Source organism: Thiomonas sp. FB-Cd (assembly GCF_000733775.1).
GTDB lineage: Bacteria > Pseudomonadota > Gammaproteobacteria > Burkholderiales > Burkholderiaceae_C > Thiomonas_A.
Map to the genome: position 1 here is coordinate 88904 of NZ_JPOE01000002.1, position 26348 is coordinate 115251.

General features: G+C 64.7%; 26 protein-coding genes, 1 tRNA gene and 2 riboswitches. Of the genes, 16 read left to right on the forward strand and 11 right to left on the reverse strand.

Annotation, left to right across the window (positions count from 1 at the left end; translation table 11 throughout):
• Positions 1-25 precede the first annotated feature (25 nt).
• Positions 26-1513, reverse strand: coding sequence for a lipid II flippase MurJ (locus tag CD04_RS0100440; RefSeq protein ID WP_031403865.1), 1488 nt, complete (start codon positions 1511-1513; stop codon positions 26-28).
• Between the two features lie 199 nt (positions 1514-1712).
• On the opposite strand from CD04_RS0100440, the gene CD04_RS0100445 reads away from it, so the two are divergent.
• Positions 1713-1789 (forward strand) — tRNA-Arg (locus tag CD04_RS0100445).
• Positions 1790-2067: 278 nt separating this feature from the next.
• Here the strand turns inward: CD04_RS0100445 and traI are convergent.
• From traI to CD04_RS22360, 8 genes are all read right to left on the reverse strand, one after another.
• Positions 2068-4278: a TraI/MobA(P) family conjugative relaxase gene (traI, locus tag CD04_RS0100450; RefSeq protein ID WP_051848820.1), complete on the reverse strand. Its 2211-nt coding sequence runs from the start codon at positions 4276-4278 to the stop codon at positions 2068-2070.
• Positions 4253-4564 (reverse strand): Mobilization protein MobB, encoded by a 312-nt coding sequence (locus CD04_RS0100455; protein WP_013105715.1) that lies wholly within the window; start codon positions 4562-4564, stop codon positions 4253-4255. The genes traI and CD04_RS0100455 overlap by 26 nt, the downstream gene beginning before the upstream one ends.
• Positions 4557-5234, reverse strand: a complete 678-nt coding sequence (locus tag CD04_RS0100460) for a hypothetical protein (protein ID WP_031403867.1) — start codon at positions 5232-5234, stop codon at positions 4557-4559. Before CD04_RS0100460 ends, CD04_RS0100455 begins: the two co-directional genes overlap by 8 nt.
• Positions 5235-5411: 177 nt before the next feature.
• Entirely contained in the window at positions 5412-5855 is a 444-nt protein-coding gene (locus CD04_RS0100465; RefSeq protein ID WP_013105717.1) for a hypothetical protein, read from the reverse strand.
• The gene (locus tag CD04_RS0100470) at positions 5852-7603 is read right to left on the reverse strand and encodes a DUF3987 domain-containing protein (RefSeq protein WP_031403868.1); all 1752 of its coding nucleotides are present in this window, start codon (positions 7601-7603) and stop codon (positions 5852-5854) included. Before CD04_RS0100470 ends, CD04_RS0100465 begins: the two co-directional genes overlap by 4 nt.
• Complete coding sequence (locus CD04_RS0100475; RefSeq protein WP_031403869.1) at positions 7600-8025, reverse strand: DNA primase; 426 nt, start codon at positions 8023-8025, stop codon at positions 7600-7602. The genes CD04_RS0100470 and CD04_RS0100475 overlap by 4 nt, the downstream gene beginning before the upstream one ends.
• Complete coding sequence (locus CD04_RS0100480; RefSeq protein WP_156029994.1) at positions 8022-8393, reverse strand: hypothetical protein; 372 nt, start codon at positions 8391-8393, stop codon at positions 8022-8024. Before CD04_RS0100480 ends, CD04_RS0100475 begins: the two co-directional genes overlap by 4 nt.
• Before the next feature lie 89 nt (positions 8394-8482).
• Positions 8483-8929, reverse strand: coding sequence for a hypothetical protein (locus CD04_RS22360; protein WP_051848821.1), 447 nt, complete (start codon positions 8927-8929; stop codon positions 8483-8485).
• 350 nt (positions 8930-9279) lie between these two features.
• Between CD04_RS22360 and CD04_RS0100490 the strand changes: the two genes are divergently transcribed.
• The 5 genes from CD04_RS0100490 to CD04_RS0100510 all read left to right on the forward strand — a co-directional run bounded on the left by CD04_RS0100490 (position 9280) and on the right by CD04_RS0100510 (position 12814).
• Positions 9280-9714 carry a putative toxin-antitoxin system toxin component, PIN family gene (locus CD04_RS0100490; protein ID WP_031403871.1) on the forward strand — a complete coding sequence of 145 codons (435 nt, stop codon included), beginning with the start codon at positions 9280-9282 and terminating at the stop codon, positions 9712-9714.
• Positions 9714-9971 carry a hypothetical protein gene (locus CD04_RS0100495; protein ID WP_031403872.1) on the forward strand — a complete coding sequence of 86 codons (258 nt, stop codon included), beginning with the start codon at positions 9714-9716 and terminating at the stop codon, positions 9969-9971. Before CD04_RS0100490 ends, CD04_RS0100495 begins: the two co-directional genes overlap by 1 nt.
• Positions 9972-10410: 439 nt before the next feature.
• On the forward strand, positions 10411-11028 hold the full coding sequence (locus CD04_RS0100500; protein ID WP_031403873.1) for a histidine phosphatase family protein: 618 nt from the start codon (positions 10411-10413) through the stop codon (positions 11026-11028).
• Positions 11029-11099: 71 nt separating this feature from the next.
• A riboswitch (Fluoride riboswitch) is annotated at positions 11100-11164 on the forward strand.
• A gap of 46 nt (positions 11165-11210) precedes the next feature.
• Positions 11211-11585 carry an HIT family protein gene (locus CD04_RS0100505; RefSeq protein WP_031403874.1) on the forward strand — a complete coding sequence of 125 codons (375 nt, stop codon included), beginning with the start codon at positions 11211-11213 and terminating at the stop codon, positions 11583-11585.
• Positions 11585-12814: an MFS transporter gene (locus tag CD04_RS0100510; RefSeq protein ID WP_051848822.1), complete on the forward strand. Its 1230-nt coding sequence runs from the start codon at positions 11585-11587 to the stop codon at positions 12812-12814. Before CD04_RS0100505 ends, CD04_RS0100510 begins: the two co-directional genes overlap by 1 nt.
• A 258-nt stretch (positions 12815-13072) precedes the next feature.
• Here the strand turns inward: CD04_RS0100510 and CD04_RS0100515 are convergent, their stop codons facing one another.
• Positions 13073-14428 carry an IS1182 family transposase gene (locus CD04_RS0100515; protein ID WP_031403876.1) on the reverse strand — a complete coding sequence of 452 codons (1356 nt, stop codon included), beginning with the start codon at positions 14426-14428 and terminating at the stop codon, positions 13073-13075.
• A 92-nt stretch (positions 14429-14520) separates the two neighbouring features.
• Between CD04_RS0100515 and CD04_RS0100520 the strand changes: the two genes are divergently transcribed.
• The 7 genes from CD04_RS0100520 to CD04_RS0100550 all read left to right on the forward strand — a co-directional run bounded on the left by CD04_RS0100520 (position 14521) and on the right by CD04_RS0100550 (position 21937).
• The gene (locus CD04_RS0100520; protein WP_031403877.1) at positions 14521-15498 is read left to right on the forward strand and encodes a MoxR family ATPase; all 978 of its coding nucleotides are present in this window, start codon (positions 14521-14523) and stop codon (positions 15496-15498) included.
• Between the two features lie 142 nt (positions 15499-15640).
• Positions 15641-16522, forward strand: a complete 882-nt coding sequence (locus CD04_RS0100525; protein WP_231480407.1) for a DUF58 domain-containing protein — start codon at positions 15641-15643, stop codon at positions 16520-16522.
• A gap of 9 nt (positions 16523-16531) precedes the next feature.
• Positions 16532-17059: a hypothetical protein gene (locus CD04_RS0100530; protein ID WP_051848823.1), complete on the forward strand. Its 528-nt coding sequence runs from the start codon at positions 16532-16534 to the stop codon at positions 17057-17059.
• Positions 17056-18081, forward strand: a complete 1026-nt coding sequence (locus CD04_RS0100535; protein ID WP_031403880.1) for a VWA domain-containing protein — start codon at positions 17056-17058, stop codon at positions 18079-18081. Before CD04_RS0100530 ends, CD04_RS0100535 begins: the two co-directional genes overlap by 4 nt.
• 68 nt (positions 18082-18149) lie before the next feature.
• Entirely contained in the window at positions 18150-19880 is a 1731-nt protein-coding gene (locus tag CD04_RS0100540) for a hypothetical protein (protein ID WP_031403881.1), read from the forward strand.
• Positions 19877-21397: a BatD family protein gene (locus CD04_RS0100545; protein WP_051848824.1), complete on the forward strand. Its 1521-nt coding sequence runs from the start codon at positions 19877-19879 to the stop codon at positions 21395-21397. The genes CD04_RS0100540 and CD04_RS0100545 overlap by 4 nt, the downstream gene beginning before the upstream one ends.
• An 84-nt stretch (positions 21398-21481) precedes the next feature.
• Positions 21482-21937 (forward strand): DMT family transporter, encoded by a 456-nt coding sequence (locus CD04_RS0100550; RefSeq protein ID WP_031403883.1) that lies wholly within the window; start codon positions 21482-21484, stop codon positions 21935-21937.
• A gap of 73 nt (positions 21938-22010) precedes the next feature.
• Here the strand turns inward: CD04_RS0100550 and CD04_RS0100555 are convergent, their stop codons facing one another.
• Positions 22011-22691 (reverse strand): MgtC/SapB family protein, encoded by a 681-nt coding sequence (locus CD04_RS0100555; RefSeq protein ID WP_031403884.1) that lies wholly within the window; start codon positions 22689-22691, stop codon positions 22011-22013.
• Positions 22692-22914: 223 nt separating this feature from the next.
• Positions 22915-22987: riboswitch (Fluoride riboswitch) on the forward strand.
• 232 nt (positions 22988-23219) lie between these two features.
• Between CD04_RS0100555 and CD04_RS0100565 the strand changes: the two genes are divergently transcribed.
• The 3 genes from CD04_RS0100565 (at position 23220) to eno (ending at position 26347) form a co-directional block, all read left to right on the forward strand.
• Positions 23220-24590 carry a class I SAM-dependent methyltransferase gene (locus CD04_RS0100565; RefSeq protein WP_051848825.1) on the forward strand — a complete coding sequence of 457 codons (1371 nt, stop codon included), beginning with the start codon at positions 23220-23222 and terminating at the stop codon, positions 24588-24590.
• A 172-nt stretch (positions 24591-24762) separates the two neighbouring features.
• Positions 24763-25092 carry a hypothetical protein gene (locus tag CD04_RS23480; RefSeq protein WP_156030000.1) on the forward strand — a complete coding sequence of 110 codons (330 nt, stop codon included), beginning with the start codon at positions 24763-24765 and terminating at the stop codon, positions 25090-25092.
• A complete protein-coding gene (gene eno, locus CD04_RS0100570) occupies positions 25055-26347 on the forward strand; it encodes a phosphopyruvate hydratase (RefSeq protein ID WP_031403886.1) in 1293 nt (430 codons plus the stop codon). Before CD04_RS23480 ends, eno begins: the two co-directional genes overlap by 38 nt.
• Position 26348: the final 1 nt, after the last annotated feature.

Below are 26348 nucleotides of genomic sequence, written 5' to 3' on the forward strand. Positions count from 1 at the left end.
AGCGACAAAGTCGCAAGTTGCGAAATCACCGCCGAGTGTAACGGCGCGCAAGCGCTTGGCGGGCCACTGCGCCCAGTGCATCCCAGCGCAGCAGCGCGGCTGCACCGATGGCGAACACCAGCGCGGCAAGCACGGCCTCGATGAGCATCGGCCACGGCGCAGCTGCGCCGTGCGCGAGGATTGTTGCGAGCAATCCAAGCAACGCGCACGCGATAGCCAGCATGCTTAGGTTCCTGATTTCCACGTCCAGGGTATGCCGACTCAGGCGTTGCCAAAGAACCACTGTGGCCACAAGGTACCCAGCGCCATATGCCGCCAGTGCTCGCCACCATGCATCGGGAAGTGCCCAGCCCAGAACAAGCAGGGCCAGCAGCCCCAGGCCATAGCCGAGGACCTGATCGGCGATCCGGCGGTGGCTATTCAGTCGCGCGGACAGCACCAGTTGGGCGGCCTGCAGCGGCAGCAAACACAAAATCCACCTCATGGACTGCACCACCTCAGCCTGGCTGGCGGGATTCATGCGTCCCCAGCCAAAAAGAAGCCGCACGCCCAGCGGCGCAATCAGCATGCCGCAGGCGCCGAGCAGGGCGGCCACAAGCAGCATGGACTGCATCCACTGCCGCCCGCGTTCGCGCGCGCCTGCGGCGTCGCCTGACGCCTCGGCTGCGGAAAGTCGCGCAAGGGCCAACGCTGCGGCCACGGCGAAGACCGTGTGCAGCGGCAACTCACCCACGCGCTGGGCGTAGTGAAAGACACCCAAGCGACCGGGTCCGGCATCCGACGCAAACGCCCGCGCGGCCAGGGTATAGAGAACGGTCAGGCCGGATGCAGCCAGTGCCAAGGCCGAGGCGCGCAGTGCGTCGGCATCGGGCCAGCGCGCGGTCGTCACGGGTGCCGGAGCGCGAACGCTTGCAGCCCAGCGCATCAGGGCCAGCCGCGCAATCGCCGCCGCAGCAATGCCTGCGGCGATCCAGTCAAATCGGCCCAGCCTGGCGGCCAGCAGCAGCCCGGTAATGAGCACCAGGTTGAACACGACATGCCCGGCATATTGCCATTGCAAGCGTCTTTGGGCCTGAAGCGCCGCCGCACCCACCATCGCCACAGCACCGGCGGGCAAGGCGATCAGCGCCGAAAGCCCCAGGGCACCGGCTGCAAGCCGAGCGTCGAGTGCTCCCAAGCCGGGCGCCAGCCAGTGCACGATGACGGAGCTGAACAGCCAGCTCACGACGCCCGCGCATGCAAAAATCGTCAGCGCAAAGCGGCTCCAGCGCGCAGCCTCGTTCGCAATCGCGTTGAGCGGCCGTCCTGCCATCCGCGGCACCATGACGGCCGGCACCGCCGCACCCCACAGCAAGGAGACGGTGAAATCGGGGTAGGACAGTACAACGAGCGCCGCGTCCGCGTGACCGGAAAGCCCAAATTGGCTCGCGACGACCGCGTCGCGCACGACCCCTAGAAGGCGGCTTGCCGCGAGCAATAAAAGACTGAGCGAGAACACGCGCACGATTGACATGGCCCGTGATTGTCGCTTGCTCCGACCTGTGAATGCCCAAAGTTCGTGTTCCAGGATAGCCGCGACGAGCTGCGAGACCACCCACGCCGAAAGGGGTGGGGCCATTTCGCGGGGAGCATGCCGGGTGTGCCACGCACACCCGGCATCGCAAGGGGCTGGTCAAGTGTGGGTTGAGTCGTGTATGATTTGCGCTTTGCATGCGCCCGTAGCTCAGTTGGATAGAGTACTTGGCTACGAACCAAGGGGTCGTGGGTTCGAATCCTGCCGGGCGCACCAGTTTTATTAAGTAAATCAAGGTATTAGAGAACAATGCCCGACCTAAACAGTCGGGCTTTTTTTCGTCTGTTGGGGGGCGAATTCCACCTGAATTCCCCCTAGATTCCCCCAAAGCATACCCACACCGCCCCTTTTACAGATCCCCTTGCGGTTCCCCCCACGGGGGTGCCTGCGATCTCATGAGCGCGTCCAAGTTCCGGGCCGTGCCAACCACCTCCGGCTTACAGCAAAGAAACTTAGGACGGCCCACCGTCTCTTTAAAACCGGGTGATCTGCGCTCACCGCCCCATCCCTTGCTCTCGCTTGCGCTGCCGCTCGATTGCCGCCATGAAGCTGGCGAGGCCGGCGGCCACGCCATCGCCGCGGCGGCTGATGATTCGATCCGCCACTTCGGCGATCAGCCCGTGCCCGTCTGTCCCCTGGGCGCGGGCGCAGTCATACGCGTCAATGAACGCCTTGACAGTGCCGCTGCTGCGATCGCCGTCCACCCAGCGATCAACGGTCTGCTCCATCGACCGGACCGCCTGCTCGTGAGGGCCTGCCGCTCCTGCCTGTTTTTCAGGCGCAGCGGCGACTGTCTGACTGGCAGCAGCGGGTAGGCGGTGCGGTGCCGGTTTATCCCCAGAATCTGGGGATAAGTCGTCGGCCTTCTCGGGTTCTGTGCGCCTGCGCTCCGCAGTCTGTTCTCCCTTCATCGTCCGCGTGGGCATTCTCTCGGCGCGCATCCGCGCCTGCTCGTCGGCGACGATAGGCTGCAAATCGGCACTGGTGACGACGATGCCAAGCCGCACAGCCTCACGCACCGCCCGCTCCCGAAACTCACTGCTCCCCGTGATGTCCACCTTGCCTCCGTATTTCTGCGCGGCGATGCGCAAGGCCGCTTCCAGGGAGTCATCTGCCTTGTCGTGCATGACGATGCGCGGCCCTGTGTCGGTGAACTTCGCCTGGCCATCCTGCCCACGGTAGATTACCAACTGGCGCTTGTGGTCGATCTGCACATCGAGCGCGGCCACGGTGAGCTTGCGCAGCGGGTCGAGATCTTCGCCCTCGATGCCGTCCTGCTGCTGGTACTTCTTGCTGTTGCCCTGCTCGCGGTAGCGGATGCCGCGCAGCGTTGCCTTGGCCGCTTCATCGCCCAGATCGGCCAGCTGCTCTAACCAGGTGCGCCACACTTCGGTCCGTGGAGTCTTGGCCGTCAACGCTTTGCGCTCGACGGCCTGGCGCTTTTGGAGTCCTTCCTTGGCCTTGGCTTCTTCCCATGCACGGTAGCTGAGAGCAACCTTGGCGTCCATGCCATCGCGCCGATGCTCCGCTAGTGCGGTGGCACGTTCTCCGCGTAGCGTGGGGATCAACGCTTGCCGCTCGTCACGGTGACGCGCGGTCATCGCCTTGCGCAGCGCCTGGCGCTGTTTTCTGATTGCCTCCTGCTCGGCCTTGAAGCGCGCAGCCAGCAGGGCGCGTGCCTGGGCGCGCGCAGCACGGCGGCGCTGCCGTTCGGGGTCGGCGCTGGCATGCTGCGGTTCACCCCGGAGGCTGGCGCGCTGGCCGTCCAGCGCAGCGGCATACCTCACTTTGGGTTCTGGCATGGGACCGCGTGATGGCTCATAGGGGCCAAGCGCTTTTTCCAGGGCGTTCTTACTTGCCCACCGCCCCATCTGCGACGCCTTGGCCGCCAACACGCGCCCATCGTCGAGCGTGGCTGTTACCACCATGCCCGAACCCTTGGGCTGAATCGTCACGCCATAGAGCGCTGCGGCTCGGTGCACGCTGTGCCAACTTGCCCCTGGGGACTGCACGGCGGTGCGAATGACCTGAGCCGGTTCCCCTGCAAGCCACGTCTGAAACGACTGTGCCCCGGCGTTGCGATGCTCAGCCGCCTTGGCCGCGTTGCTCACGCGCTGCCCCCCGTCGAGCTGCCCCAGGGTGGTGCGCTCGGCGCGGCTCATGCGCACGATGCCAGCCTTTCCCTGATCGTGGACGACGCCATAAGGGCCGGGGCTGTGGCGCCAGCCTTGAGCAAGCTCGATCTCGCGCATGGCTTTGTCCAGGAGCAGCCAGTCATACTTGGGCACCTTGGCCGTATGGCCGTCAGCATGCACGCGGTTGACGATCAGATGCACATGATCGTGATCGGTGTCGCGGTGCAGCGCCCACAGTGCATCGTGCCCCTCGAAGCCCAGCGTTTTCATGACGTGTTCGCACGCGGCGTCGATCTGCTGGCGCTCGGGATGCTCGGCCTCCTGCCAAGCGAGGGTGACGTGGTACACCGGCCCGCGCGCAGTCGTGTTGCGTGCCGCCGCAGCCGTGGCGTCGAGGATGTCGATGGCGGTCTGGCGATCCTCTGGGGTGTCTAACGGGCAGTCGAGGTTGAGCGCGCCCATCTCGGGGCTGGGTTCTGCGACCTGGTCCGGGTTGTCGCGGGCGATATAGCGCACGGCTTCGCCAAATCCGCGTGAGACCGCTTTACGTGTGATGACTTTGGCAAGCATCGGCGACCTCGGCGATGTGCTGGATGGTGGCGCGCCATTGCGTCAGAGCCAGCTCCACGGCGCTGCGGTCGAGCTGGCCGCGTGCGGCTAGATGCTTGAGCAGTCCGCCTTGACGCCGCAGCTCGGCTTGCAGGGTTTGCAGCCGGGCCACGCGCGTATCGCCACGCAGAGCGATGGTGCGCAGGTAGCTGCTTGTCGTCAGCATCGCCGCATCGGCCATATGGCGGATCAGTGCAGCCTCGGCAGGCGTTGCGCGCAGCGCCAGGTGAACGGTTCGCTCACGCATGAGAGTCTCCCGTCATGCGTGCGCGCAGCTTGCTCGGGTAGAGCTTGTCCCCCGGCGACGCCTTGCGTTCGATGTCGATGCGCCGCTCCACGGCATTGGCACCAAAGCGCTCAATGAGCGCGATGATGATCTTGCGGTCGCTCTCGGTCACGCCTGACGCACCGAAGCCGAGCTTGCCGCTTTTGAGCAGCATATCGGCGCGTTCGTCGGGTGATTCCCCGATGGCTTTGAACCCGGCGCTTGGTGGCCCTTCAAGCTGCTTGCGCAGGCGATAGTCCTCGTCGGATTCGTCATCCCGCTTGTCGGAACCATCGGCCCAGCTTGGCTGATCGTGGATGTCGCGCGGTTTGGCCGTGATGACAGGTGCCGGAGTTGCGGTTGTGGTCTCGGTCTTGGCAACCTCCGACGCGTGCGGCACGGTGGGCTGCGATGTCATGCCAGCGCGTCCAAAAGCCGCCAGCAGTGCCGAAGGACGCACGCCAAGGGCGGGAGCAACGAGCCGCGCGTAGCGCGCCAGCGGCACACCGCTTTGGTGCAGTGCCTTGATGTCAGCGATACGCTCGGTCACGAACGCATCGCTGACCGTGCGCGCTGCAGCTTTGCCCGTGAGCTGACGTGAGAGTTTTGCAGCCTGATCGATGCGTTCAAAGATGGTGGATGATTGAGTCATGTCGATGCTCCATAAAGGTGTGAGAAACGCAGTGCCGAGACGCGGGACAAAACAGGGTGTCGGGCGCAGCCTGACCAATGGGCCGGTTTCGCCTGAAGCGCGAGCGCCAGGTGAAACCTAGGCTTACCTTGCCCCACAAAAAAAAACGAGTCTGCGCAGTGTGTCGTGGTGTGCCCATTAGGCTGTCCCTTGATCGTGGCGGAAGAAACCTTGTCGTATCGCCCGCCCAGTTGGGCTCACACACCAATGCGGCAGGCCGTAGGCAGCACCGTCAACCGGGGTCAAGGTGTCAGGCAGATCAGGGTCGCGAAGTGCCTCGCGAAGTGCCCGCCACGGCAGGCCAAGGTTGCGCGCCAGCAGGCCGGTTGACGCGCGCGCGTTGGCCTCGGCTTCGTTGCGCGATAGGCCACCGTCGCATTCGAGAATTGCCGCACGTTCTTCGAAGTGCTCACGCAGGTTTTCTGCCCACAGCAGCGCCATCAGATCAGGCTTGGCTTGGCAAATCGCTTCGCGCAGATCATCGGCCAGGCGCGAGGCCGGGGACACGATCAACGTGTCGCCGTCGGGTTGGATGGTGAAGCCCGATGTGCGCAGATGAGCAAGCAGGGCGCTGGGATTCATAGCGCCACCTTGTCATCGTGCGGGGCGAGCTTCACGGTTTGCGGGCTTCCCCTTTGGGAATCCTGCGAATCCTGCGAATCCTGCGAATCCTGCGAAAAGCCTTGCTGCGCTTGGCTTTGCCCCAGTTGCGAAGGCTTGCGAATGCTTGCGAATTCGCAGGCCGCAGGGGTGGTCGTTCGCAGGGTTTCGCAACCATTCGCATGGCCCACAAACCCAGTATCCATGCGGGTTTTCGCAGGATTCGCAGCATTCGCACGGACCGTTTGCGTTTTCGCCTGATCCACTCCCAGTGCGCGCACTGCACCGGTGCCGACGGCCACCAGCCCGGCGGCTAAAAGCCGGTCAAGGGCTGCGTCCCTTCGGCTTGCAGATCGGAGGATCGCCGGGCCAATACGGGGAATGTCACGGATTGGCATCGGCTCGCCCCTCGGGGCGAGCCAGCGATAGAGCGTCAGTGCCCAGTCGGGCGTCGGATCGGCCTTGCCACCCAGCGCCGTCAGCCAGCTTTGCAGCGTATAGCGCACCAGGCGGATCGCGTTTTGCGCAGCTTCGCAGTCGATCATGGGCTTGTTCGCCCATGCCGCCATCACACCTGCAATGCGGCAAGCCTGCTCGGTTGCCCGCAGAGCGAAGGGCCGCACGGGGCGCAGCTCGCCGCGTCGGGCCTCGTGCTCCATGATCTCGAAGAACGCCGCCAGTTCCTGCCGCGCATCGGCGGATAGTTCGATGACAGGTAAATCGTCGCAGTGATCTGGCATGGGATCACGCAACAGTTCCGTGCAGCGCGCCAAGAAGCCGACAATGGCTGGCGATTCGTCGGGCAGCCAAGGGCGGAACACGCGCGGGGCAAGTTCCTCGGGCCATGCCAGTAAGAAGCGGGGCCAAAAGCCGATCCCCGATAAAGACTCGTCAGATAGGGTGTCACCCAACGCCTCGGGTTGCGCCAGCAGGTGCGCCGACAAGCGCACGCCGTAGCGCTCAAATCTTCCGCCGCCGCCACGGACAACGGACAGGTGCCCACGATCCCACAGGCCGCACAAAGACGCCGCCGTCTTGGTGCGATGGTCTTGGCTCATGGCATGCCCGGCGAGCATGACGCCTGCCTCAGTCGAAAACACGCCTTGCCCGGCGACACCTTCGGCATACGAGCGGTGCAGGCCCTCGATAGTGATGTCGCCTGCCAGCCGGTAAGGGGCAGGGGGAGGGGACGCAGGCTTGGGGGCATTCTTGCTCCGCTCAGAGCAGGCTTCCTCATACACCTCCACCTCCCGCAGCCATGCCTGCCCCACTTCGCGTTGAAATTCATGGATCGCGCGCAGGGCCACGCGGTCAGCCATGTCCTTACCATCGCCGGATCGCGCCACGGTCAAGCAATATAGGCTCAGGGGTCGGACTCCGCCGTCGATGGTGCGCACGTTGGCCCGCGATTGCGCCAGCAAGGCGGCGGCTGCGAGGAACGATTGCCCGGCCATGGCGGGGGATACTTGCGCACCGTAGGCCAAGTCACATGCCGCTTGCGCCAAGGGACCAAGCGCATCGGTCGGGTAGCCATCGCTGCCTGCGTCAAGCTCCGGTTTGAGTAACACTTCCGCCCGGCGGATTGCGGCAAGCAGCGGCAAAGGCTCTAATGCGGCTTCTGGCGTTTGTGGGGCAAGATGTTGACCAACACGCTCTGCCAGGGCGTCGAGAATGGACGCGCCACGCGCAGCGTGATCAAATTTTCGGGTTGCTTCGGCAATCACGCTCATGGCCGCATCCCCGCGAGTTGCACCCCGGCAAGAATCCGGGCGTGCGCCACGCTCACGCGCTGACGGTCAGGCTCGGGCAGGGTTTGGCCTTCGCGCAGCATCGCGGCAGCCATGCAGACGATCAGGCTTTCATGCTCGATAGCGCGCAGCACATCGACAGCAGGGAATGGGGTGCGTTCGCGCGGTCGGTGATGATCGACGGCTTGCGGGGGCAGGATGTCTTGCCAGCCTAGCCCCACGGCTGCAAGAATGGCCTCGGCGTCGCAGCCCGCGAAACAATGAAAAAGTACGCGCCTATCGTCGAGTTCTCGAACCGAAAGGCTCGCGCGACAGTCGTCATGGGCGGGGCAACGCGCCAGCCACCGACCGGGGCCGGTGCGCTTGACGCCCGAAAGTCGATCAAGCAGGGTCAGGGCCGTCATCGCGCGCCTCCCGATCCGATGGTGGCGTGCGTTGCCACAGCCTTGCGGGGGCGGCCACGTTTGCGTGGTGATGATGCGGGAATCAGCTCTGCGCTGGGTCGTGGCGCGGCGGCCTCAGGTGCGGTGCTTTTTGTGGCAAGCCACGCAGCCAGGGCTGGCAGCATGACCACGACGCGCCCGCCGATATACGTTGTCGGCGGATAGTCGCCACGCTCGCGGCGTTTTTGTGCGGCCGTGATGCTGGTATAGCCCAGCGTCTGGCAAAGATAGGAGTCATCCAGGGCCATGACCATCGGCGCGCCCTGGGCGATCAATGCGCTGAAGAGCGTATCAACGCTAATTTCGTGGGTAGAACTATGGGGTGACATGGTCATCCTCCGTCATGCGCTGCTTGGGAGGTACGACGCGGGCTGCGCAGTGCGCAGCAAAACCGAGGAACGGAGTGCAGCCCGCGCGTCTAGGCGCGGGAGATCGGCGCGGGGACGACGCGCGCGGTGATGGCGATATGGGCGATGCGGCGGTGGGCGATGCGCACAGGCGGCAGGATGGCCGCCTTACACGTCAAGGCTTGCAGACGCGGCACGACCACGGCACGCAGTGCAGCGGCCACGCCTACGGCATCGATTGTCGCGCGTAGGGCTGAAGCGATCAGAGCGATGTTGGCGCGCGCAAACTCGCGCGCCTGACGCGCAAAAAAGCGTGGGACACCGGCGGAGGTTTCTACCGCCGCAATGAGGGTAACGAGTAGCGCGATGATCGCCCAAGCCGCACCGGCCAAGATCGCCCCGTTTCCAGCAATCAAACCCATGCCAACGCCAGCCCCCAACACCGCCCCTAGGACAGGACGGTGCTTCACGATGGGCCGCTCCAATGCGGCGCGCAAAATCACGGGGCTAATCAACATGCGCTAAATGTAGTGCATGGCCTTGGTCCGGGCAACTACAGGTAGTGTTTCGATCAGTGTTTTGTTGGTTTTTTCAATCTGGGCAAGGTAAGCCTAGGTTTCACCTGTCGCGCTCGCGCTTCAGGCGAAACCGGCCCCTTGGTCAGGCTGCGCCCGACACCCTGTTTTGTCTCGCGTTTCGGCACTACGCTTCTCACACGTTTTTGGAATCCGGGCGATTCTCGATGCGGGCGCCTTGTACCCAGCATCGACCCTCGCTGACCTCGACGACCTGCTGACCATACCTGCTGAGTGGCGCTGGTGGGCGGCCCTTTGGGCAAACAGATCTTGCTTGTTATATCATCGGCAGTATGAAAAAGCGCGTTGTGCTCGATACCAATGTCTTGGTCGCTGCGTCACGCAGTCGCCTTGGCGCATCGTTCGCTGTGCTACGCGCGATGCGTGAGGGCCAATTGTTGGCGCTGGCATCGGTGCCCCTGGTGCTTGAATATGAAGCCGTGCTCTCGCGCCCGGAGCAGCTCGCTGCGAGTCACAGGACGGCACCGATGGTGGAGGCTTTCCTGGACGCGTTCTGCCTGCTGGCCGAACCTGTGGAGTTGTTCTTTCTCTGGCGGCCGCAGCTCCGCGATCCTGCCGATGAGATGGTGTTGGAAACCGCGCTCAATGGCCGGGCCGATGCGCTGGTCACACTCAATGGCCGCGATTTCGTGCCTGCCCATCGGTTTGGCCTTCCGGTCCTCACGCCCGGAGCCTTTTTGCAAACCCTTCAATCGGAGAGATTCTGATGGCCAACTATGCCTTGCGCGTGCCCGATTCGCTCATGGAGTATGCCAAGAAAGTGGCGCTCGATGAGCATGTCTCGATGAATCAGTTTTTTGTGACCGCCATTGCCGAAAAGGTGTCAGCGCTCAAGACGAGCGCTTATTTCGCGCAGCGGCGTAGCCGTGGTGATCTCACGGCGTTCGACGCCTGGCTGGAGGCTAGCCCGGATGCTGTGCCGGTCGCAGGCGATGAATTGTTGCTGCCGCCAGGCGCAGCGTGATCACGGCGCAGCACTTTGCAGCTTCACAGGGGTTGAAGTCAGCCCAGTGTCTTCGCCAATTTCTCTTCCTCGATGTGAGATGTGGCTCCGTTCGTCTGCGGCCGATGGACCTGGCTATACGTCAACGGCAGCTTCAAGGTGCGGCGGTCATTCGACCAATTATGTCGACCGGCAAGTGCTCGGCCGGAACGGACGGTCAGATTCCGCGGTTCACGGCCGCATCTGAATGTCCGCTTGGTCAATCACCAAACGGTGCTGCGGACCCACACCCGCCATTTGGTTTGGAGAAAAGCGCCTACATGACCGATTCGCGCTTTTCCCGGCAAGATGCAGTGACAGTGACTTGCCGCAGACACCCTTGCGAGGCAACATGGCCACGCCGCGAATGTCGGCATGGCCAGCACGGGCCTATTCCGTGTCTTTACGCAAGGAGCATCACATGCACATCGTTCTCACCCGTCATGGCGAGGTTGAAGGCATCACGCCGCCACGCTTTCGCGGTCGTATGGAGCTGGCACTTACTGATCTGGGCCGACGCCAGGCCACAGCGCTTGGCCAGACCATCGCCACTCAGTTCCAAGCTGCGGCCATCTACACCAGCCCGATGCAGCGCTGCCGCGATACCGGCGCGGCCATTGCTGCAGCCTGCGGCCTGCCAGCGCAGGTGCAGTCGGGCATCGACGATTTCGACTACGGCGAATGGCAATGGAAAACCCATGAGCAAGCCCGCGCCGAGTTCCCGCGCGACTTCGCGCTGTGGAAGCAAACTCCCCAGTGGATGCGATTTCCCGGCGGCGAATCCTTGCAGGCGGTGGCGCTGCGCACGGCCGACGCGCTGCGCGAATTGCTCGCCGGCCATGCCGACGACACCGTGGTGCTGGTGGCGCATGACAGCGTCAACCGCGTGCTGCTGATGCAGGCGCTGGAGTTGCCGCTTTCAAGCTATTGGCGCATCGAGCAAAGCCCTTGCTGCATCAATGTGCTCGACATCCACGCGGATGCTCAGGTGAGCGTGCACCGGGTCAACGATACTGCCCATCTGCGCGGCTTGACCTGAGTATGCAGCCCAAGGCGAGCAGACATGAACTAACAATTCGAAACATGCCATCTGCTTCAGCTTTGTTGTAATGCATCCCAGGAGATGACATCCTCCTGACCCCAACCGCCTCCAGGCTGATGATGTCTGTTCTGCGCTCCGTGTCGCCACGCTGCGCGTCGGACCATGCCGAGGAGACGACGATGTCCGCCACCAAGCCCTGCCCGTTCTGCCAGATCACAGAACCGGTACTGCGCAACAATCTGGCCTATGCGATTTTCGATCGCGACCCGGTGACTCCGGGGCACATGCTCATCATTCCCTATCGCCATGTGGCCGACTGGTTCGACACTACCTGGGACGAGAAGCGAAGCCTGCTCGCGCTGGCCGACAACGCCCGCACCCTGCTCAAGCGCGAGCACGACGCCGACGGCTTCAACCTCGGCGTGAACTGCGGACTGGCCGCCGGCCAGAGCATTCTCCACGTTCATCTGCATCTCATCCCCCGCTACCACGGTGACATGGACGACCCGCTGGGCGGTGTACGCGGCGTGATCCCGGCGCGGCAGAAATACTGATGCGGGCGCCCGATCTCGACGCTGTCGACGGCTCACCAGTGAGCCCGGCACGCAAGCGCCAGGCGTTGGCCTTCGTGCTGACGATCGGCGTGCTCAGCTTGTTCGCCGACTGCACTTACGAAGGTTCGCGCAGCGTCCTCGGCCCCTATCTCGGTCTGCTCGGCGCTTCGGCCCTTGTCATCAGCAGTGTCAGCGGGCTTGGCGAACTGGCGGGGTATGCGCTGCGTTTGCTGTCGGGTCGCGCCGCTGATCGAACCCAGGCTTTCTGGCCCATCATCCTTGTGGGTTACAGCGTGCAGATGCTGTCAGTGCCGGCGTTGGCGTTGGCCCACACCTGGCCCCAGGCCGCCTTGCTGCTCGTGCTCGAGCGCATTGGCAAAGGCCTGCGCAACCCGCCGCGCGACGCCTTGCTGGCGCATGCCGGGCAGAGCCTGGGCGGCTACGGCTGGGCTTTCGGCCTGCACGAAGCGCTGGACCAGACCGGCGCCGTGCTCGGGCCGCTACTCGTGGCGGCGGTCTTGCTGTGGCAGCATGACTACCGCCTGGTTTACGGTTTGTTGCTCATCCCCGCGCTCATCAATCTGACCCTGGTGCTCAGGGCCAGACACACCTACCCACGGCCGCAAGATCTGGAGCCGACGCCGCGGCCCGACGCCGCACCGAGCAGAACCTATGGTCGCGGCTTCTGGCTGTACCTGGTGGCAGCCTGCCTGGTGGCCGCCGGCTTCGCCGACTATCCGCTTTTGGCCTACCACCTGCATCGATACGATGCCTTGCCCGGCACATGGATTGCCGAGGCCTATGCCCTGGCGATGGCGGTGTCGGGCGGTGGTTCGCTGTTGCTGGGCCGCTGGTTCGATCGCATCGGCACCCGCCTGTTGCTGCCGCTCACCGTGGCCGGTGCGCTGTTCGCGCCGCTGGTGTTTCTCGCCGGGCCGATGTGGGCCTGGCTCGGCGTGGCGTTGTGGGGCCTGGGCATGGGTGTGCACGAGTCCATCATTCCGGCCGCCCTGGCGCTGCGCGTTAACCCGCAACGCCGCGCCTCGGCCTACGGCCTGTTCACTGCCGCCTACGGCATCGCCTGGTTTGGTGGCAGCGTGGTCATCGGCCTGCTTTATCCAGTGTCGCTGGACTGGCTGGTGGTGTTCTGTCTCGGCACACAGTTGGCCGCTTTGCCGCTGTTCGCCAGCTTGGCTGCGAGCGACGCACAACTGAAACACTCGCCGTAACCACGGCGCCACTCATGGCAGCTTATGCGTATATTGCGATGTCATCGCGTATGGCGCATCTTGCCTATTTCCCGCACCCTAGGAGACCGTCGGACTTGAGCCCGAGGGGCGGGGGTGGCGGCGGTGAGCCGCGCGGTTTATGCGCGGCCAGGCACGCCGCCAGCGTCTTCATCACTTGCACAGGCTCCTGGGCGGCCCGTTGGGGCGCAGAGCAGGTCGTGCGGGGCGCGATCTGGGCGCACTTTCCCTCTTTGCTCGTCACCCGGCGCGCAGCACATGCATGCGCTTGATGTTCCAGGCCATGGTCACGAGGTTCCACTCGCCTCGCGCCTTGTGCAGCCCGCGCATGCTCATCTGACGCCAGCCCATGACGTGCTTGATGATGCCGAACACGGGCTCGACGGTCTGCTTGCGCAGTTTGTACAGCGCCCGGCCTGCCTGTGTGCACAGGCGGTGGGCCATGTTGGCGACCGGCTCCGCAGTTCGCGGCGCGTCGGGGTCGGGCCCAAACCGTTCGGCCAGGGGCACGTGATGCGACTCGCGCTTCATCGCCAGCAGCGGCTCGATTCCCGCCTGCACGCAGGCGAGCACGTTCGCCTGGCTGCAAAAACCGTTGTCGGCAACGAGGGTCTGCACGTTGCCAAGCGCCCCGGGCAACGCCGCAATCTGCTCGAGCGTGGACACCACTTCGCGCTTGTCATTGCAGGCCTGCGTGACGTGCGCGGTGACCACCATCATCGTCTCGATGTCCACGCCGGCCTGGGCGTTGTAGCTCTGCTCGAAGCCGCCGCCGGACACCGGCATGATGCGCGACTCCTCGTCCGTCAGGTTGACCTGGTCGCTGTCCTGGGGTCCGGCCTGGGGCGGCTCAGGGTCCCGCCCGCGCGGCTTCTTCCCGGCCTCGCGCTGGGCCCGGCGCTTGGCCTCTTTGGTCTCGAACTCCTGCTGCTCCGCTTTGAATCGTTCGGCGGCGCGTTGCGCAATCTTGGCCTTGGCCTGCGCGATGGCGCTCAGGCGGTCCTCGCGGCGCGCGATCTCGGCGGGCACATCCATGCCATCGGGCGCGCTGGAGCGATCATCCTTCTCCGCCCGCGCCAACAGGTCCTGGACTTCCTGGCGCAACTGCGCCTCGATCTTGTTGGCATGCCCCCACGACAGCGCCTTGTGCTTGCTCGCGCTGGCTCGGATCTTGGTGCCGTCCAGCGCAATGTGCCCGAGCTTGAGCAACTTCATCTCGCGCGCCAGCACCAGCACCTGCACGAACAGCGCCTCGATCTCCTTCAGAAAGCGCCGCCGGAACGCGGCCAGCGTATCGTGGTCCGGATGCGTATTGGCCGCCACAAAGCGGAACGCCACCGAGTCGTAGGTCGCGCGTTCGATCTTGCGGCTCGAATGCACCCCGTTGGCATACCCGTAGATCAGCAGTCCCAGCAGCACCGCAGGGTGATGCGCGGCCGAACCCCGGCCCGCGTACTGCTTGACCAAATCGTCCAGATCGAGCCGATCAATCACTTCGACAACAAAGCGCGCGAGGTGATCACTGGGCAACCACTCGTCCACCGACGGCGGCAGAAGGTAGGCCGTGTCTCGATCAACACAAACAAAGCGACTCATCGCGAGGAACTCCTCAATGGACTGTCGCCATTGTCTCGGATCGAACCATCAGGCGAAAGCCTGGAAAGTCCGACAGCCTCCTAGCCTGGATCATGAATTTCACGCACCAATCCGATATTGCCGCGTTGCGTCTCCAGCTCAATGCCGACATCGTTGGCCAGACGGCGCTGCTTGACCGGCTGGTGATTGGCCTGCTCACCGGCGGCCACCTGCTGCTCGAAGGCCTGCCCGGGCTGGCCAAGACCACAGCGGTCAAAGCACTGGCGGCACGGGTCCGCGCCAGTTTTCAGCGGGTCCAGTTCACCCCCGACCTGCTGCCTGGCGACCTCACCGGCACCGAGGTGTTCAACCCGACGGACGGTACGGTGCGCTTTGTCCGTGGTCCGCTGTTTCATGACATTGTGCTGGCCGACGAGATCAACCGCGCGCCCGCCAAGGTGCAGTCTGCCCTGCTCGAAGCCATGCAAGAGCGCCAGATCACAGTGAGCGGCTTGACCCATGCGCTGCCACCCCTGTTCCTGGTGTTGGCAACACAAAACCCGCTAGAACAAGCGGGCACGTATCCCTTGCCCGAGGCGCAGCTCGACCGTTTTTTACTGCATGTGCGGCTGGACTATCCGCAGGCCGACGAAGAATTGCGTATTCTGCAAATGCATTTGCAGGCGAACTATCCGACACGGTCGATAATCGGCCGCGATGCGGAACATCCCATCGATCTGGCCACCGTGCTCACTGCGCGGCAAGAAGTGCTGCAAGTCCATGTGGCTGAGTCGTTGCAGCGTGCCATCGTCGATCTGGTGCGGGCCACGCGGCAGCCGCAGCAGCATGTGGCGCGTCTGGCTGGGATGGTGACAGCCGGGGCGTCCCCACGCGCAGTGCTGGCGCTGGCGGACGCAGCGCGGGCGCTGGCCTATCTACGCGGTCGCGACTTTGTGTTGCCCGACGATGTCATCGCACTCGCTCCCGATGTGCTGCGCCACCGCATCGTGCTCTCGCTCGACGCGGGATTGCAGGCGATGAGTGCCGATGCATTGATCGCTGATCTGCTGTCCGCCACCGTTTGGCCCTGAGCGCATGATGGCGTGGGTCGATGATGTGCTCCGGACGGTGCGTCGGACACTGCGCGCTCCCGCGGCCCCAGACGCCGCGCGTCCCTTGCTGCCTGCCGATGACGCAGCCGCGCTGATCGCTCAGGCGCGTGGAGCGCGCACGATGCCTGTGAGTCGGCCGGTCGGACAGCGCGCCTCGGGCGACAGCCTCTCAGCCTGGATGGGACGCGGGCTGGACTATGCCGAAAGCCGCGTCTACCAACCCGGCGACGACCTGCGCGATCTGCACTGGCGGCTGCTGGCGCGCACCGGCAAGCCCTACATCAAAGTGCATCAGGAGGAGCACGCGCCGGCGACGCATGTGCTGCTCGACCTGCACCCCGGCATGGCGTTCGGCACGCGGCTGCGTACCAAGGCGGAGCAGGCGGCGCGCATGGCCCTGCTCGCTTGCGCGACCCTGGCGCTGGCCGCCGAAGGCGCATCCGGCGCCATGGGGCTGACGCTGTGGCGGCACGTGCCGCGCGCTCTGGATCTGGGCCGCGGTCTACCGGCGATGCAACGCTTGGCACGGGTGCTGGAGCAGGAACGGGTTGTGCCTGCGGCGAAGTCGGATCTGGATGCAGCCCCCCCGGACGTGGCAGCAGCTTTCGAGACCTGGGCGCAGCGTCTGGTACGAACCCTGCCCAACGGCTCGCGCCTGGTGCTGGTGAGCGACGCTGCGGGTTGGGATGTGCCTGGGGTCGACTCCGCGCTCTGGGCCTTGCGCAGCCGTGCCGAGGTGCTGGTGCTGCTGGTGCGTGACCCGGTGGAATACGCCCTGCCGTCAGGAGACGCACTGGCTGCAGCCACCTTCGTTGATCTGCTGCAGCGGCAAACCGGCACCTTGCCAGGAGATGACGCGTTACGCACCACATTCACCCGCCTTGCGCTGCAGCGCCGTGACGCTCTGCTGGCTCGTTGGCGCGCACATGGCCTCATCTGCCTTGAGGCAGGGGTGGAACAGGCCGATTCCGACGTGCTGCGCGTGCTACGGCAAGTCGTTTGAGAACTTGGCATGGACCGCATCGCCGCACTGGCTGACATCATCCCTCCCGCACCGCCGCCCCCATTGCCGCCGGCCGCGTGGTGGCAACTGCCTGCTGTGTGGCTGGCCGCCGTGATCGTCACGCTCGTCGTCGGGTGGGCCTTACTCTGGCTGCACCGCAGCCGGCGCTGGCGACGGCTGGGCGATGCTGTCGCGCAGATCTCGCTTGGATCCGCCAACAACCCTGGAGCGGTGAACATGGCGCACAGGGCAACCGCACTTGCCGCGCAATTGCGCGCCGTGTTACCCGAGAGCGATTGGCCGTCGGCATTGCGCCTAACGCTGGATACTTTGCGCTTTGCACCGAGGTCAGCAACAGAAGCGCTAGCCGCGCTGCAACAAGTGGCCGCTGCCATCCAAGCCGCCAGCTGTCAGGCAGCGCGTGCCGCTTGGAGGCCGTCAAACCCGGCACAAGCCGTGTTTGCCCGAGCGTTACGCCATATGGCCCAGGACGCTGCGCGACCAACGTCACCGATTCAGGCACAGATCAGAGCATGAAAATCGCTGCGGAACTCACCGGATTTTTGACGGCGTTGCACTGGGCGCAGCCCTTGGCCTTGCTTGCCCTGCCGTTGGTGCTTCTGCCCCTGTTCGCGGCCAGGCGCGGGGGCGAGCCGACATCGGCGCAGGCACCCCAACTCCTGCATCCAGACCTGCACGGTTTGTTGCAACAACCTCGCCCAATCCGTAGGCCACGGCTCGTTCCATGGCTGCGCACGCTGGCGCTGGCAGCCTTCGTCGTCGCGCTGGCACAGCCGCAGCGTCTGGGGGCGTGGATCGCCTCGGCTCCCGAGGGTCGCGACATCGTGGTGCTGCTCGACACCTCGCTGACCATGAGCCTGCGCGATCTGCAGTGGGATGGTCAATCCGCCTCGCGGCTCGCCGTGGCGCAGCAGGTGTTCGCGCGCTTCGCTGCCAACCGCACGGGCGACCGCTTTACACTGATTGCGTTCGGCAGCCATGCTGCCTCCTTGCTGCCGCCCACGTTCGACGTGCGCATGGCCGGGCAGATGGCGGGGCTGCTGAGCGTTGGGCAATTGGGGAACGACACCGCACTGGGCGACGCCATTGCACTCGCGTTGCGTCAGGTGCAGCCGCAGCGTGGGCTGCACCCCATCCTCATCTTGTATTCCGACGGCGGCGTAAGCAATACCGGCAGCATCAGCCCGGCTGACGCCGTGGCGCTGGCACGGCATCAGGGGGTCAAGATTTATGCCGTCGAGGTTGGCCCCAGCGCTGACACCGGAACGCCTTACACCGTCCCTGCCTATTCCGGGCCGCAGCCCGATATGCGCCTGATCGCGCAGGCCACCGGCGGGCGCTTCTACTTTGCCGCCAGCCCCGGCGCGCAAGAGGCGGCGGTCCGCGACATCGGTGCGCTTAACCCACGGCTGCATCCCCCACCCACACGACGCGCGGTACAACCTTTGTACGTTTGGCCCTTGCTCCTCGGTGCGGCGCTATGGTTGCTGGCGGCATTTGCCGACGACGGTTTGTGGCGACGGAGGCTGCGACCATGACCGGGTGGAGTGGGTTGTGGTCACAACCCTGGTTCTGGTCGCGCCCTTGGGGGTTTGGACTCCTTGCCATGCCGGTTGTGCTTGCCTTGTTGCGGCTGGCAAGGGCGCAGCAACAGCGCGCGCAGGCACTGGCTTATGCCGACGCCCCCTTGCTGCCATTCGCCACCCGTCAGCCTGGACGACGTGCCGCAAGGGGCGCCGTGGTCTTCGACCTTGTGCTGTGGACGCTGCTCGCCTGCGCCGCCGCGGGCCCGCGCCAGCCCTTGCCCACCACGGCGGACGGCGCGCCAACGGGACACCGCATGGCGGTGATGGTGCTGCTCGACACTGGAGCACAAGCCGCACAGGCCAGCGGCAGCATCAGCCCGCTGGAGCAAGCACGGTTGCTGCTTGCCGGCCTGTGGCCGCGTCTGCAGGGTGAGCGGCTGGGACTCATGGCTTATGGTTCGCCGCCGAACAGCGCGCGCATCAGCCTGGTGCAACTCCTGCCCCCGACCCATGACGCTGCAATCTTCGGCCACTTTGCGCGCCTGGCACGCCAAAGTCTGTTGACAACCGACCAAGCGACCACGGCCTTGTCGGGTTTGTTCGACTTGGCGCGTCGACGATTGGCGCAGCAAGACGTCGCTGGCGAGGCCGCAGCGCTGCTACTCGTCGCAGGCGCGGATGTGCCGATCACAGCAGGCTCCGACCCACGCGCCTTGGGTCGCCAAATGCGTGCAGCGCGGTTGCCGGTATTTGTGCTCGCCCTGCCAGGCCTCGACACGGCGCAGGCCATCGCTTTGCGTACCCTGGCCGACAGCAGCGGCGGGGTTTATGCCGCCGTGCCGCCTGGGCAAACGTCGATTGCAGTATGGACCGACCTGTACGACCGAGGGATTGCTCGCATTCCGGTGGCTCAAACCAACTTGCCGCAGCAGATCCTGCAATGGCGCGAGCTCTTTGAGCTGTTCCTGCTTCCGGCCTTGTTGCTGATGCTGTGGCGTGATGGGCCGCTTCGTGCGCGGCACCAGCGTCCTTCCGGCAATCTGCTGCTCCTGATGATGTTCGGCATGCTGGCGACAGCGGTAGTAGCGCCACCCGCTGCACGTGCCGCCATGGCGTCGCCCCAGCAAGCCTGGACGGCCTGGCAGGCCAAGGACTATGCCCGCGCACAGGCGATCTACGCCGCCTTGCCAGGCTGGAATGCACGCATGGGCGAAGGCGCCGCCGCCTATCGCAGCGGGGAATTTCAACGGGCGGCGCAGGCCTGGCAGCGCGCGTTGTTGGATGCGGACACGGCGCAACAACGCTTTGCCGCGTTCTACAACCTGGGCAATGCGTCGATGCATCTACCGGGCACGACCCTGGAAGCCGTACAGGCATATGATGCCGCGCTGCGCATCCGCCCGCACGACTCCGCCGCGCTGCGCAACGCGCGGCTGGCACAGCGGCAATACGAAACCCACCACCCGCCCGGCTATCTGGTGGGCATCGCCAAGCGTGGCCCAGCCGTCGCCCAAGGGCGCTTCGGCCGGCAGTCGTCGGACACACCCTCGCAGATGCGGCACAAGCCGCCGCCGCTGGCTGCGGCGCCACTGCATCAAGCAGAGGTGTTGGCGGCCCAAGGCAAGTTGGGTACGCTGGCTGCACCGACCAATATCGCGAAGGCCTGGCAGCCCCCGATGCTCGATTGGGCCAGCGCCGACAAGCGCACCCAGCTTTTACGTGACGCAACACAGGCGCTTTGGCAGGCGCGCGCAGACATCGACAGCCGTGCCGCACGGGATGCGGCGGCGCAGGAGGGGCGGGCGCAATGAGTTCGAGCGTATTCATCATGCGCGTGGGCATGGCCTTGCTGGAGCTGGCCTACGCAACCGGATGCGCCACAGCGGTGGCACAGAGTCTGCAATGCAGCGTTGGCAGCCAGCCCGCCCGACTTGGCCAAGACTTCACCTGGACCATCACCGGACGTGATTTGGCCCAACCGCTGCCCACATTCACCCCAGCCCAGTTCGCCCCCGACTGGTTGCTGCAGGGTCAGCAAGAATCGAGTAGTGGCGATGCCTCTGGGCATAGCGATCAGTCGGCCACGCTGGTCCTCTACCCGCTGCGCGCCGGAGCGCTTGCCCTGCCAGCCGTCGCGGTGGGCGGTCAACAATGCCCAGTGCAGACGGTCAAAGTGGTCGACCATGCCCAGGGTGAAGCGCCGCTGCAATGGCGCACCCGCTTCGCTCCGGCGCGACCCTACCAGATGCAGCAAATGCGCGTGGAGTTGCGCGTGATTGGCGGCGGCAATCTGGTGTGGACCACGCCGCAGCCCCGCAGCCCCCAAGCGCTGCTGACCCCGCTGGCCCCGGACAGCCGCACCGAAACCGTGGACGGCAAGCCCCAGCAGGTGCAGGTGTTTGCCTGGAGTGCGCTGCCGCTGAAGGCCGGTGAGATTGACGTGGAATTCGGCTTGCTGCGCGCCTATGCCTTTGGTCAGTTGCGCGTCTATGCGCCACCGGCGCTGACGTTCGAGGCGCAAGCCTTGCCGCAATGGTGGCCTGCCGAGGGCTTGATTGGCAAACCACAGGTGCAGACCCTGCAGGCCAGCCGGCAGTTGCGACTCGGCGAGACCGGGGAATGGCGGTTGCGGTTGCAGGGGGCGGGAGTCGATCGGGCGCAGGTGTTACGCGTCTTCGATGCCTGGCGTGCGCAACCACAGCCCGGGTTGGAGATCGCTGGGGTCGAAGTGCGGCGTGGCAGTGAAGGACCCGATGAGCTGGGCTTGACCGGGGGCGCCTGGGAGGTCAGGGTGTTCTTCCGTCCACTCAGGGCCGGCACTCTCAAGTCAGCCGCATTGCGGCTGGACTATTTTGATCCGCGCACAGCACTGCCCGCCGTCGCGTGGTGGTCCCCGCCAGTAACCACGGTGAACGATCCACGCCCGGTTCATTTGGCGCAGGGCCTGGGCGGTGCACTGGCCCTGCTCGGTCTGCTGTTCGCGCTGCGTGCGACCCTATGCTGTCTGCGCCGCCGCCGTGCACTGCGGCTGGCTTTAGCGCGGCTGGCTGCCGCGCATTCCGCCGACGCCCTGCGCCGTGCCTGGCTGGATCTGCCGCCAGGTCGTGAGCAACGGCCGGCACCGACACTCGACGCCTGGCTGCTCGCTGCTGCGATGCAGGATGACGCCACGCTTCGCGGCGCGGCGCTAGCGCTGCAGCATCAGCTTTACACCGCGTCCGGCGAGCAAGTCAGCAAGAACAACACAACAGCACCGGCGCATGCGGCCGTGCTGGCTGAACGGCTGCAGCAGAGTTTGACAGCTTGCGGGTGGTGGCTGCGGCGGTGATGGTGTCGTTGCCATGCTCAAGCGGCAAGCCCATCTCGACGCACAATGCTGGACGCTGGCGGCGAAGCCGCGATAAGCTGGCGCATGTCGCAATTCGCCGCCCTCGTTGGAATCAGCCTGCTCGCCGTTGTCGCTGGACTGAGTTTCGTCATGCAGCAAGCGGTCAATGCAGATCTGCGAGCAAGCCTGCACTCCGCCGCTTGGGCAGGATTCGTGAGCTATCTCGGTGGAACGATCTGCATGCTCGTCCTTGCCCTGGTTTTGCGTGACCAGGTGCCACAGGCCAGCGCCATCGCCCGCAGCCACTGGTGGGCATGGAGCGGCGGGCTGTTCGGGGCCATCTATATCGGCATTTCCATCGTGCTCGTGCCCCGAATCGGTACGGCGGCGTTCGTGGCGCTGCTCGTCGCTGGCCAGATGCTCTCCTCCCTGATCTTCGACCACTACGGCCTGTTCGGCGTACCACGGCACCCGGTCGATCTGGTGCGGCTTTCAGGCGCCTTCTTGCTGGTGATCGGCGTGGTGCTGGTGCGCTACTGAGGCGTGCCGAGAAGTCCGTAAACGGACTCCCACCGCGGGGTTCAAAGAATCTTGAGAGCGGCTCTTCATTTCCTTATGAGGATCTGCGCTGGCACTCCCGTACGCCCGTCATGCGCTCCAGCCGGATGCAGATCGCGGCGTACTCCCGGTCACTCACCCGCGATAGAACAATGGACACTTCGTCGAGGTCCGCATTGTCCTCGGCATGCTGGGCGATGAATTGCTTGATGCGCGCACTGCCGCTGCCCAAGGCCTGGTGCACGCTGTCGAACGACACGCTGCCGCGATCGGCCAGAAAATCCACGCTGCGCTGCTGCTTGACAGCAATGAAGCGGCGCTCCAGGGGTTTGAGGCCAGCCAGAATGAGCAGGATGATGAAGGTGGCACCAACCGCCGTGGTGTACATGCCCCCGCCTACGGCCAGGCCGATACCGGCCACCGACCACAGGCTGGCCGCCGTGGTCAGACCGCGCACGACCTCACCGCGCATCAAGATGGCACCGGCCCCGAGAAAGCCGATGCCGGAGACCACCTGCGCCGCCACCCGCGAAGGGTCGAAATCCACATTTTTCTGACTGAGCGCGTCCGCGAAGCCAAAGGCCGACACCAGCATGATCAGCGTCGCTCCGACACAGACCAGCATATGGGTGCGTAGACCCGCGGCCCAGTTCAGCCGCTCCCGCTCGAAACCGATCACACTGCCGAGTGCGGCAGCAAGCAAGAGGCGAAATAACATCTCGTATTGCGGGATCATGATGGCTTGGTTGTCATGGAATGCAAACCGGCACCGGCTGTGAGTCTGCGGTGCTATTTGCGCTTTTCTTTTTTTATGAGCGCCTTGGCATTCTGCGCCTGATGCAGAGGCATCGTGTGGCTACTCATTGCAGGCAATGATCTGGTTGCCGCCAGCCCTAAGCAACCGCTTACAACTGCATCCGGTTTGACTGTTGATTTTAGGGAAAGCCAGACTTAGACTGGGTCCACAAGGCGATGGAGTTCGCCGACACTTTGCCCGCCAAGTTTTACAGGGCTGATGACTCCTACCCAATGCGCGCCAGCCGCGCATCCTGTTGTCACAGGTTCAGGGAGGAGCCATGCAAGTATCCACAGCACGTTTATGCCTGCAGCCGATTGATCCGTCGGCCAGTGCCTTGCTGCGCCCAACGCTGTGCCATACAGCGCGCTGCGTTTTCCCCTCCGCCCGCAATTTTTTTGTCCCCGGTGCGGCCTGTCCAGGCGGCGCACCGGGTTTTTGCGTTCAGCGTGTTCCGGAGACCCTGTCATGATCAGTCTTGCCATCGAACGCCCCATCGCTAGACGCCTTGAACGCCTGCCGCTGCCCTGCACCCTGGTGATGCCCGGTGGCCAGCGCATCGGACCGCCTTCGGCGCATCTCGTCTTGCATGCGCGCGACATGCGCGCGCTCATGCATCTGGCCACCGGCCAGATCGGCCGTCTGGCCGAGGACTATGTCGAAGGCCGTCTCGAGATCGAAGGCCGCCTGCGCGACCTTATGATGGCCGCGCCCGCTTTGCTCGGCACAGATCCCACGCGAGAGCCCTCGGCATTCATGGCGCGCATCCTGCAGCGCCTGCAGCGCGCCGTCTGGGAGCGCACCCACCACAGCCGGGCCAAAGACGCGGCGCAAATTCAGAGCCATTACGACGTTTCCGACGATTTCTACGCGCTGTGGCTCGATCCACGCCGGGTGTATTCCTGTGCCTATTTCACCGATCCTGCCATGAGTCTGGCGCAGGCCCAGGAGGCCAAGCTCGACCACATCTGCAAGAAGCTGATGCTGCGTCCCGGCGAACGCTTCATCGACATCGGCGCGGGTTGGGGGGGGCTGCTTCTGTGGGCGGCCGAGAACTACGGCGTGGACGCCACCGGCATCACGCTGTCGCGAAACCAGTACGCCTATGTCAACCGGCTCATCGAGCAAAAGGGTTTGCAGGGCCGTGTGCGCATGCTGTTGCAGGATTACCGCGACGTGGACGAGTCGCAACCCTTCGACAAGGTGGCATCGGTGGGGATGTGCGAACACGTGGGCAGGCCCAATCTGCCGACGTATTTCGCCAAGATCCGCAGGCTGCTCAAGCCGGGCGGTTTGGTTATGAACCACGGCATCACCGCCGGAGGCACCGACAATTCCCAACTCGATGGCGGCATGGGCGACTTCATCGAGAAGTACATCTTCCCAGGCGGGCGTCTCGTGCACGTCAGCGTCATGCTCGACACCCTCGCGCGCGGGGGGCTGGAGCCGGTGGACGCCGAATGTCTGCGGCCGCACTATGCGCAGACCCTGTGGTGCTGGCTCGATGGTCTGGAGGCACACGAGGCCGAGGCGCGGCGCGTGCTGGGCGACAAGGCGGAAAAGGTGCTGCGCGCTTACCGGCTCTACCTGGCGGGCTCGGCCATGGGCTTCGAGCAGGGCTGGATTTCGTTGTTCCAGATTCTGGGCTCGCGCCCGAATGGGCAGGTCGAGATGCGCCTGGAGTTCGCCACCACACTGCGCGCGGCGCAAAGTGAATATCCGTTCAATCGGGAATATATGTACGCCCAACCAGACACCGATGAGACCGCGCAAGCGATGCGGACTCGCTTGCGTGCTGCCCAGACTGCCGCGCCACAACGGCGCATGGCCGAGTTCTGAGCCATTGACGCGATCCGTCCCGGAGCTTGAGATGAGTAACCCCCAGGCCGCTCGCCCCGAAAGGCGAAACCGACGTGACGCTTGGCTGATGACTTGCCCGTGTTGGCGCAGACGGTCGGGAACGGCCAGCGACGCTAAAGCCAGGGCCCGAGCCGATCCGTTCGGCGCGTCGATGGCGGGCGCGCTGCAAAAACCCGGTTGCCCGGGGTGCGTCAACCTGGCCGAAGGCGGGCGCCAGCATGTTTTCTCGTTCCTCAACGGGAACTACGGCGAGCGGCCGATCATCGGCGAGCTCAACAAGTCGCTGGGGTTTTGTCCCAAGCGTGACGCGGTGCTGATGGAGTGCCCGGCCAACGTTCGGCGGTGGCGCAATGTCGGCCCCACAGCCCGGGCGCCGTGGCGGTCACGGCGCCAACCGAACCCGTCTTTTGATCTCCATTTTTCCCAACGATCCGGAACTTTCCATGTCATCACTCCTAAATTCCCCGATTGCCGCTCTTGATGCCATCGAAATCCTCGACTCGCGTGGCACGCCGACGCTCAAGGCCACCGTCACCCTGGAGTCGGGTGCGAGCGGCAGCGCAGCCGTACCCAGTGGCGCGTCCACCGGCAAGCACGAGGCCATCGAGTTGCGCGACGAGGACCCGAAGCGCTACTTCGGCTTGGGTGTGCGCAAAGCCATCGGCCATGTGAAGGGTGAGATCGCCGATGCCCTGGAAGGCCGCAATGCGCTGGACCAGCAAGGCATCGACGAGATCCTGATCCGCCTGGACGGCAGCAAGGACAAATCCAACCTCGGCGCCAACGCCATGCTGGCGGTAAGCATGGCGGTGGCGCGCGCCTCGGCTGCCGCCTGCGAGCTGCCTCTGCACCGCACCGTGTGCGACGCAGCCTCTTTCCTATTACCCATGCCCATGTTCAACGTGCTCAATGGCGGGCGTCATGCCCTGAGCAGCAGTCTGGACTTTCAGGAGTTCATGATCGTGCCACTGGGGGCCCCCTCGTTTTCCGAGGCGGTGCGTTATGCGGCCGAGACTTTCGCCACCTTGCGCAAGCTGCTCCTCGCCATGGGCAACTCCACGGCGGTGGGCGACGAGGGCGGATTCACACCCAAGCTGGTGGGTGGCAACGAGGCTGCATGCCAGCTCATCGTGCAGGCCATTGAGCGAGCGGGCTATCGACCCGGTGTTGACCTTGCCATCGCGCTCGATCCGGCCGCAACCTCGTTCGACAGAAATGGTGCCTATTGGCTGGTGCGTGCTGGCAATCGTCACTACACCAGCGAGGACATGATCGATCTCTACGCTGGCTGGTTGCACAAATACCCGATCGTCTCGATCGAGGACGGCTTGGCCGAGGACGATTGGCAGGGATTCGCCGCGATGACGCGGCGCCTGGGCGACCGCATTCAGATCGTTGGTGACGACAACTTCGTCACCAACACCCATTTCATCCAACGTGGCATTGACGAGCACACGGCCAACGCCGCGCTCATCAAGCTCAACCAGATTGGCACCGTGACCGAGACCATCGCTGCCGTGCGACTGTGCCAACAAGCGGGTTGGGGCACGGTGATCTCGCACCGCAGCGGTGAAACGGAAGACACCTTCATTGCCGACTTTGCGGTGGCGGTTGGTGCGGGGCAGATCAAATCGGGCTCGCTGTCCCGCAGCGAGCGTCTGGCCAAGTACAACCGCCTGCTCGAAATCGAGCGCGAATTGGGGCCCAAGGCCGAGTTCGTCAATCCCTATCTCTGAG

Bases quoted from the DNA above. Each gene is read 5' to 3' on its own strand.
- CD04_RS0100440 (WP_031403865.1), bottom strand. From the start codon at position 1,513: ATGTCAATCGTGCGCGTGTTCTCGCTCAGTCTTTTATTGCTCGCGGCA.
- traI (WP_051848820.1), bottom strand. From the start codon at position 4,278: ATGCTTGCCAAAGTCATCACACGTAAAGCGGTCTCACGCGGATTTGGC.
- CD04_RS0100455 (WP_013105715.1), bottom strand. From the start codon at position 4,564: ATGCGTGAGCGAACCGTTCACCTGGCGCTGCGCGCAACGCCTGCCGAG.
- CD04_RS0100460 (WP_031403867.1), bottom strand. From the start codon at position 5,234: ATGACTCAATCATCCACCATCTTTGAACGCATCGATCAGGCTGCAAAA.
- CD04_RS0100465 (WP_013105717.1), bottom strand. From the start codon at position 5,855: ATGAATCCCAGCGCCCTGCTTGCTCATCTGCGCACATCGGGCTTCACC.
- CD04_RS0100470 (WP_031403868.1), bottom strand. From the start codon at position 7,603: ATGAGCGTGATTGCCGAAGCAACCCGAAAATTTGATCACGCTGCGCGT.
- CD04_RS0100475 (WP_031403869.1), bottom strand. From the start codon at position 8,025: ATGACGGCCCTGACCCTGCTTGATCGACTTTCGGGCGTCAAGCGCACC.
- CD04_RS0100480 (WP_156029994.1), bottom strand. From the start codon at position 8,393: ATGTCACCCCATAGTTCTACCCACGAAATTAGCGTTGATACGCTCTTC.
- CD04_RS22360 (WP_051848821.1), bottom strand. From the start codon at position 8,929: ATGTTGATTAGCCCCGTGATTTTGCGCGCCGCATTGGAGCGGCCCATC.
- CD04_RS0100490 (WP_031403871.1), top strand. From the start codon at position 9,280: ATGAAAAAGCGCGTTGTGCTCGATACCAATGTCTTGGTCGCTGCGTCA.
- CD04_RS0100495 (WP_031403872.1), top strand. From the start codon at position 9,714: ATGGCCAACTATGCCTTGCGCGTGCCCGATTCGCTCATGGAGTATGCC.
- CD04_RS0100500 (WP_031403873.1), top strand. From the start codon at position 10,411: ATGCACATCGTTCTCACCCGTCATGGCGAGGTTGAAGGCATCACGCCG.
- CD04_RS0100505 (WP_031403874.1), top strand. From the start codon at position 11,211: ATGTCCGCCACCAAGCCCTGCCCGTTCTGCCAGATCACAGAACCGGTA.
- CD04_RS0100510 (WP_051848822.1), top strand. From the start codon at position 11,585: ATGCGGGCGCCCGATCTCGACGCTGTCGACGGCTCACCAGTGAGCCCG.
- CD04_RS0100515 (WP_031403876.1), bottom strand. From the start codon at position 14,428: ATGAGTCGCTTTGTTTGTGTTGATCGAGACACGGCCTACCTTCTGCCG.
- CD04_RS0100520 (WP_031403877.1), top strand. From the start codon at position 14,521: ATGAATTTCACGCACCAATCCGATATTGCCGCGTTGCGTCTCCAGCTC.
- CD04_RS0100525 (WP_231480407.1), top strand. From the start codon at position 15,641: ATGCCTGTGAGTCGGCCGGTCGGACAGCGCGCCTCGGGCGACAGCCTC.
- CD04_RS0100530 (WP_051848823.1), top strand. From the start codon at position 16,532: ATGGACCGCATCGCCGCACTGGCTGACATCATCCCTCCCGCACCGCCG.
- CD04_RS0100535 (WP_031403880.1), top strand. From the start codon at position 17,056: ATGAAAATCGCTGCGGAACTCACCGGATTTTTGACGGCGTTGCACTGG.
- CD04_RS0100540 (WP_031403881.1), top strand. From the start codon at position 18,150: ATGCCGGTTGTGCTTGCCTTGTTGCGGCTGGCAAGGGCGCAGCAACAG.
- CD04_RS0100545 (WP_051848824.1), top strand. From the start codon at position 19,877: ATGAGTTCGAGCGTATTCATCATGCGCGTGGGCATGGCCTTGCTGGAG.
- CD04_RS0100550 (WP_031403883.1), top strand. From the start codon at position 21,482: ATGTCGCAATTCGCCGCCCTCGTTGGAATCAGCCTGCTCGCCGTTGTC.
- CD04_RS0100555 (WP_031403884.1), bottom strand. From the start codon at position 22,691: ATGATCCCGCAATACGAGATGTTATTTCGCCTCTTGCTTGCTGCCGCA.
- CD04_RS0100565 (WP_051848825.1), top strand. From the start codon at position 23,220: ATGATCAGTCTTGCCATCGAACGCCCCATCGCTAGACGCCTTGAACGC.
- CD04_RS23480 (WP_156030000.1), top strand. From the start codon at position 24,763: ATGGCGGGCGCGCTGCAAAAACCCGGTTGCCCGGGGTGCGTCAACCTG.
- eno (WP_031403886.1), top strand. From the start codon at position 25,055: ATGTCATCACTCCTAAATTCCCCGATTGCCGCTCTTGATGCCATCGAA.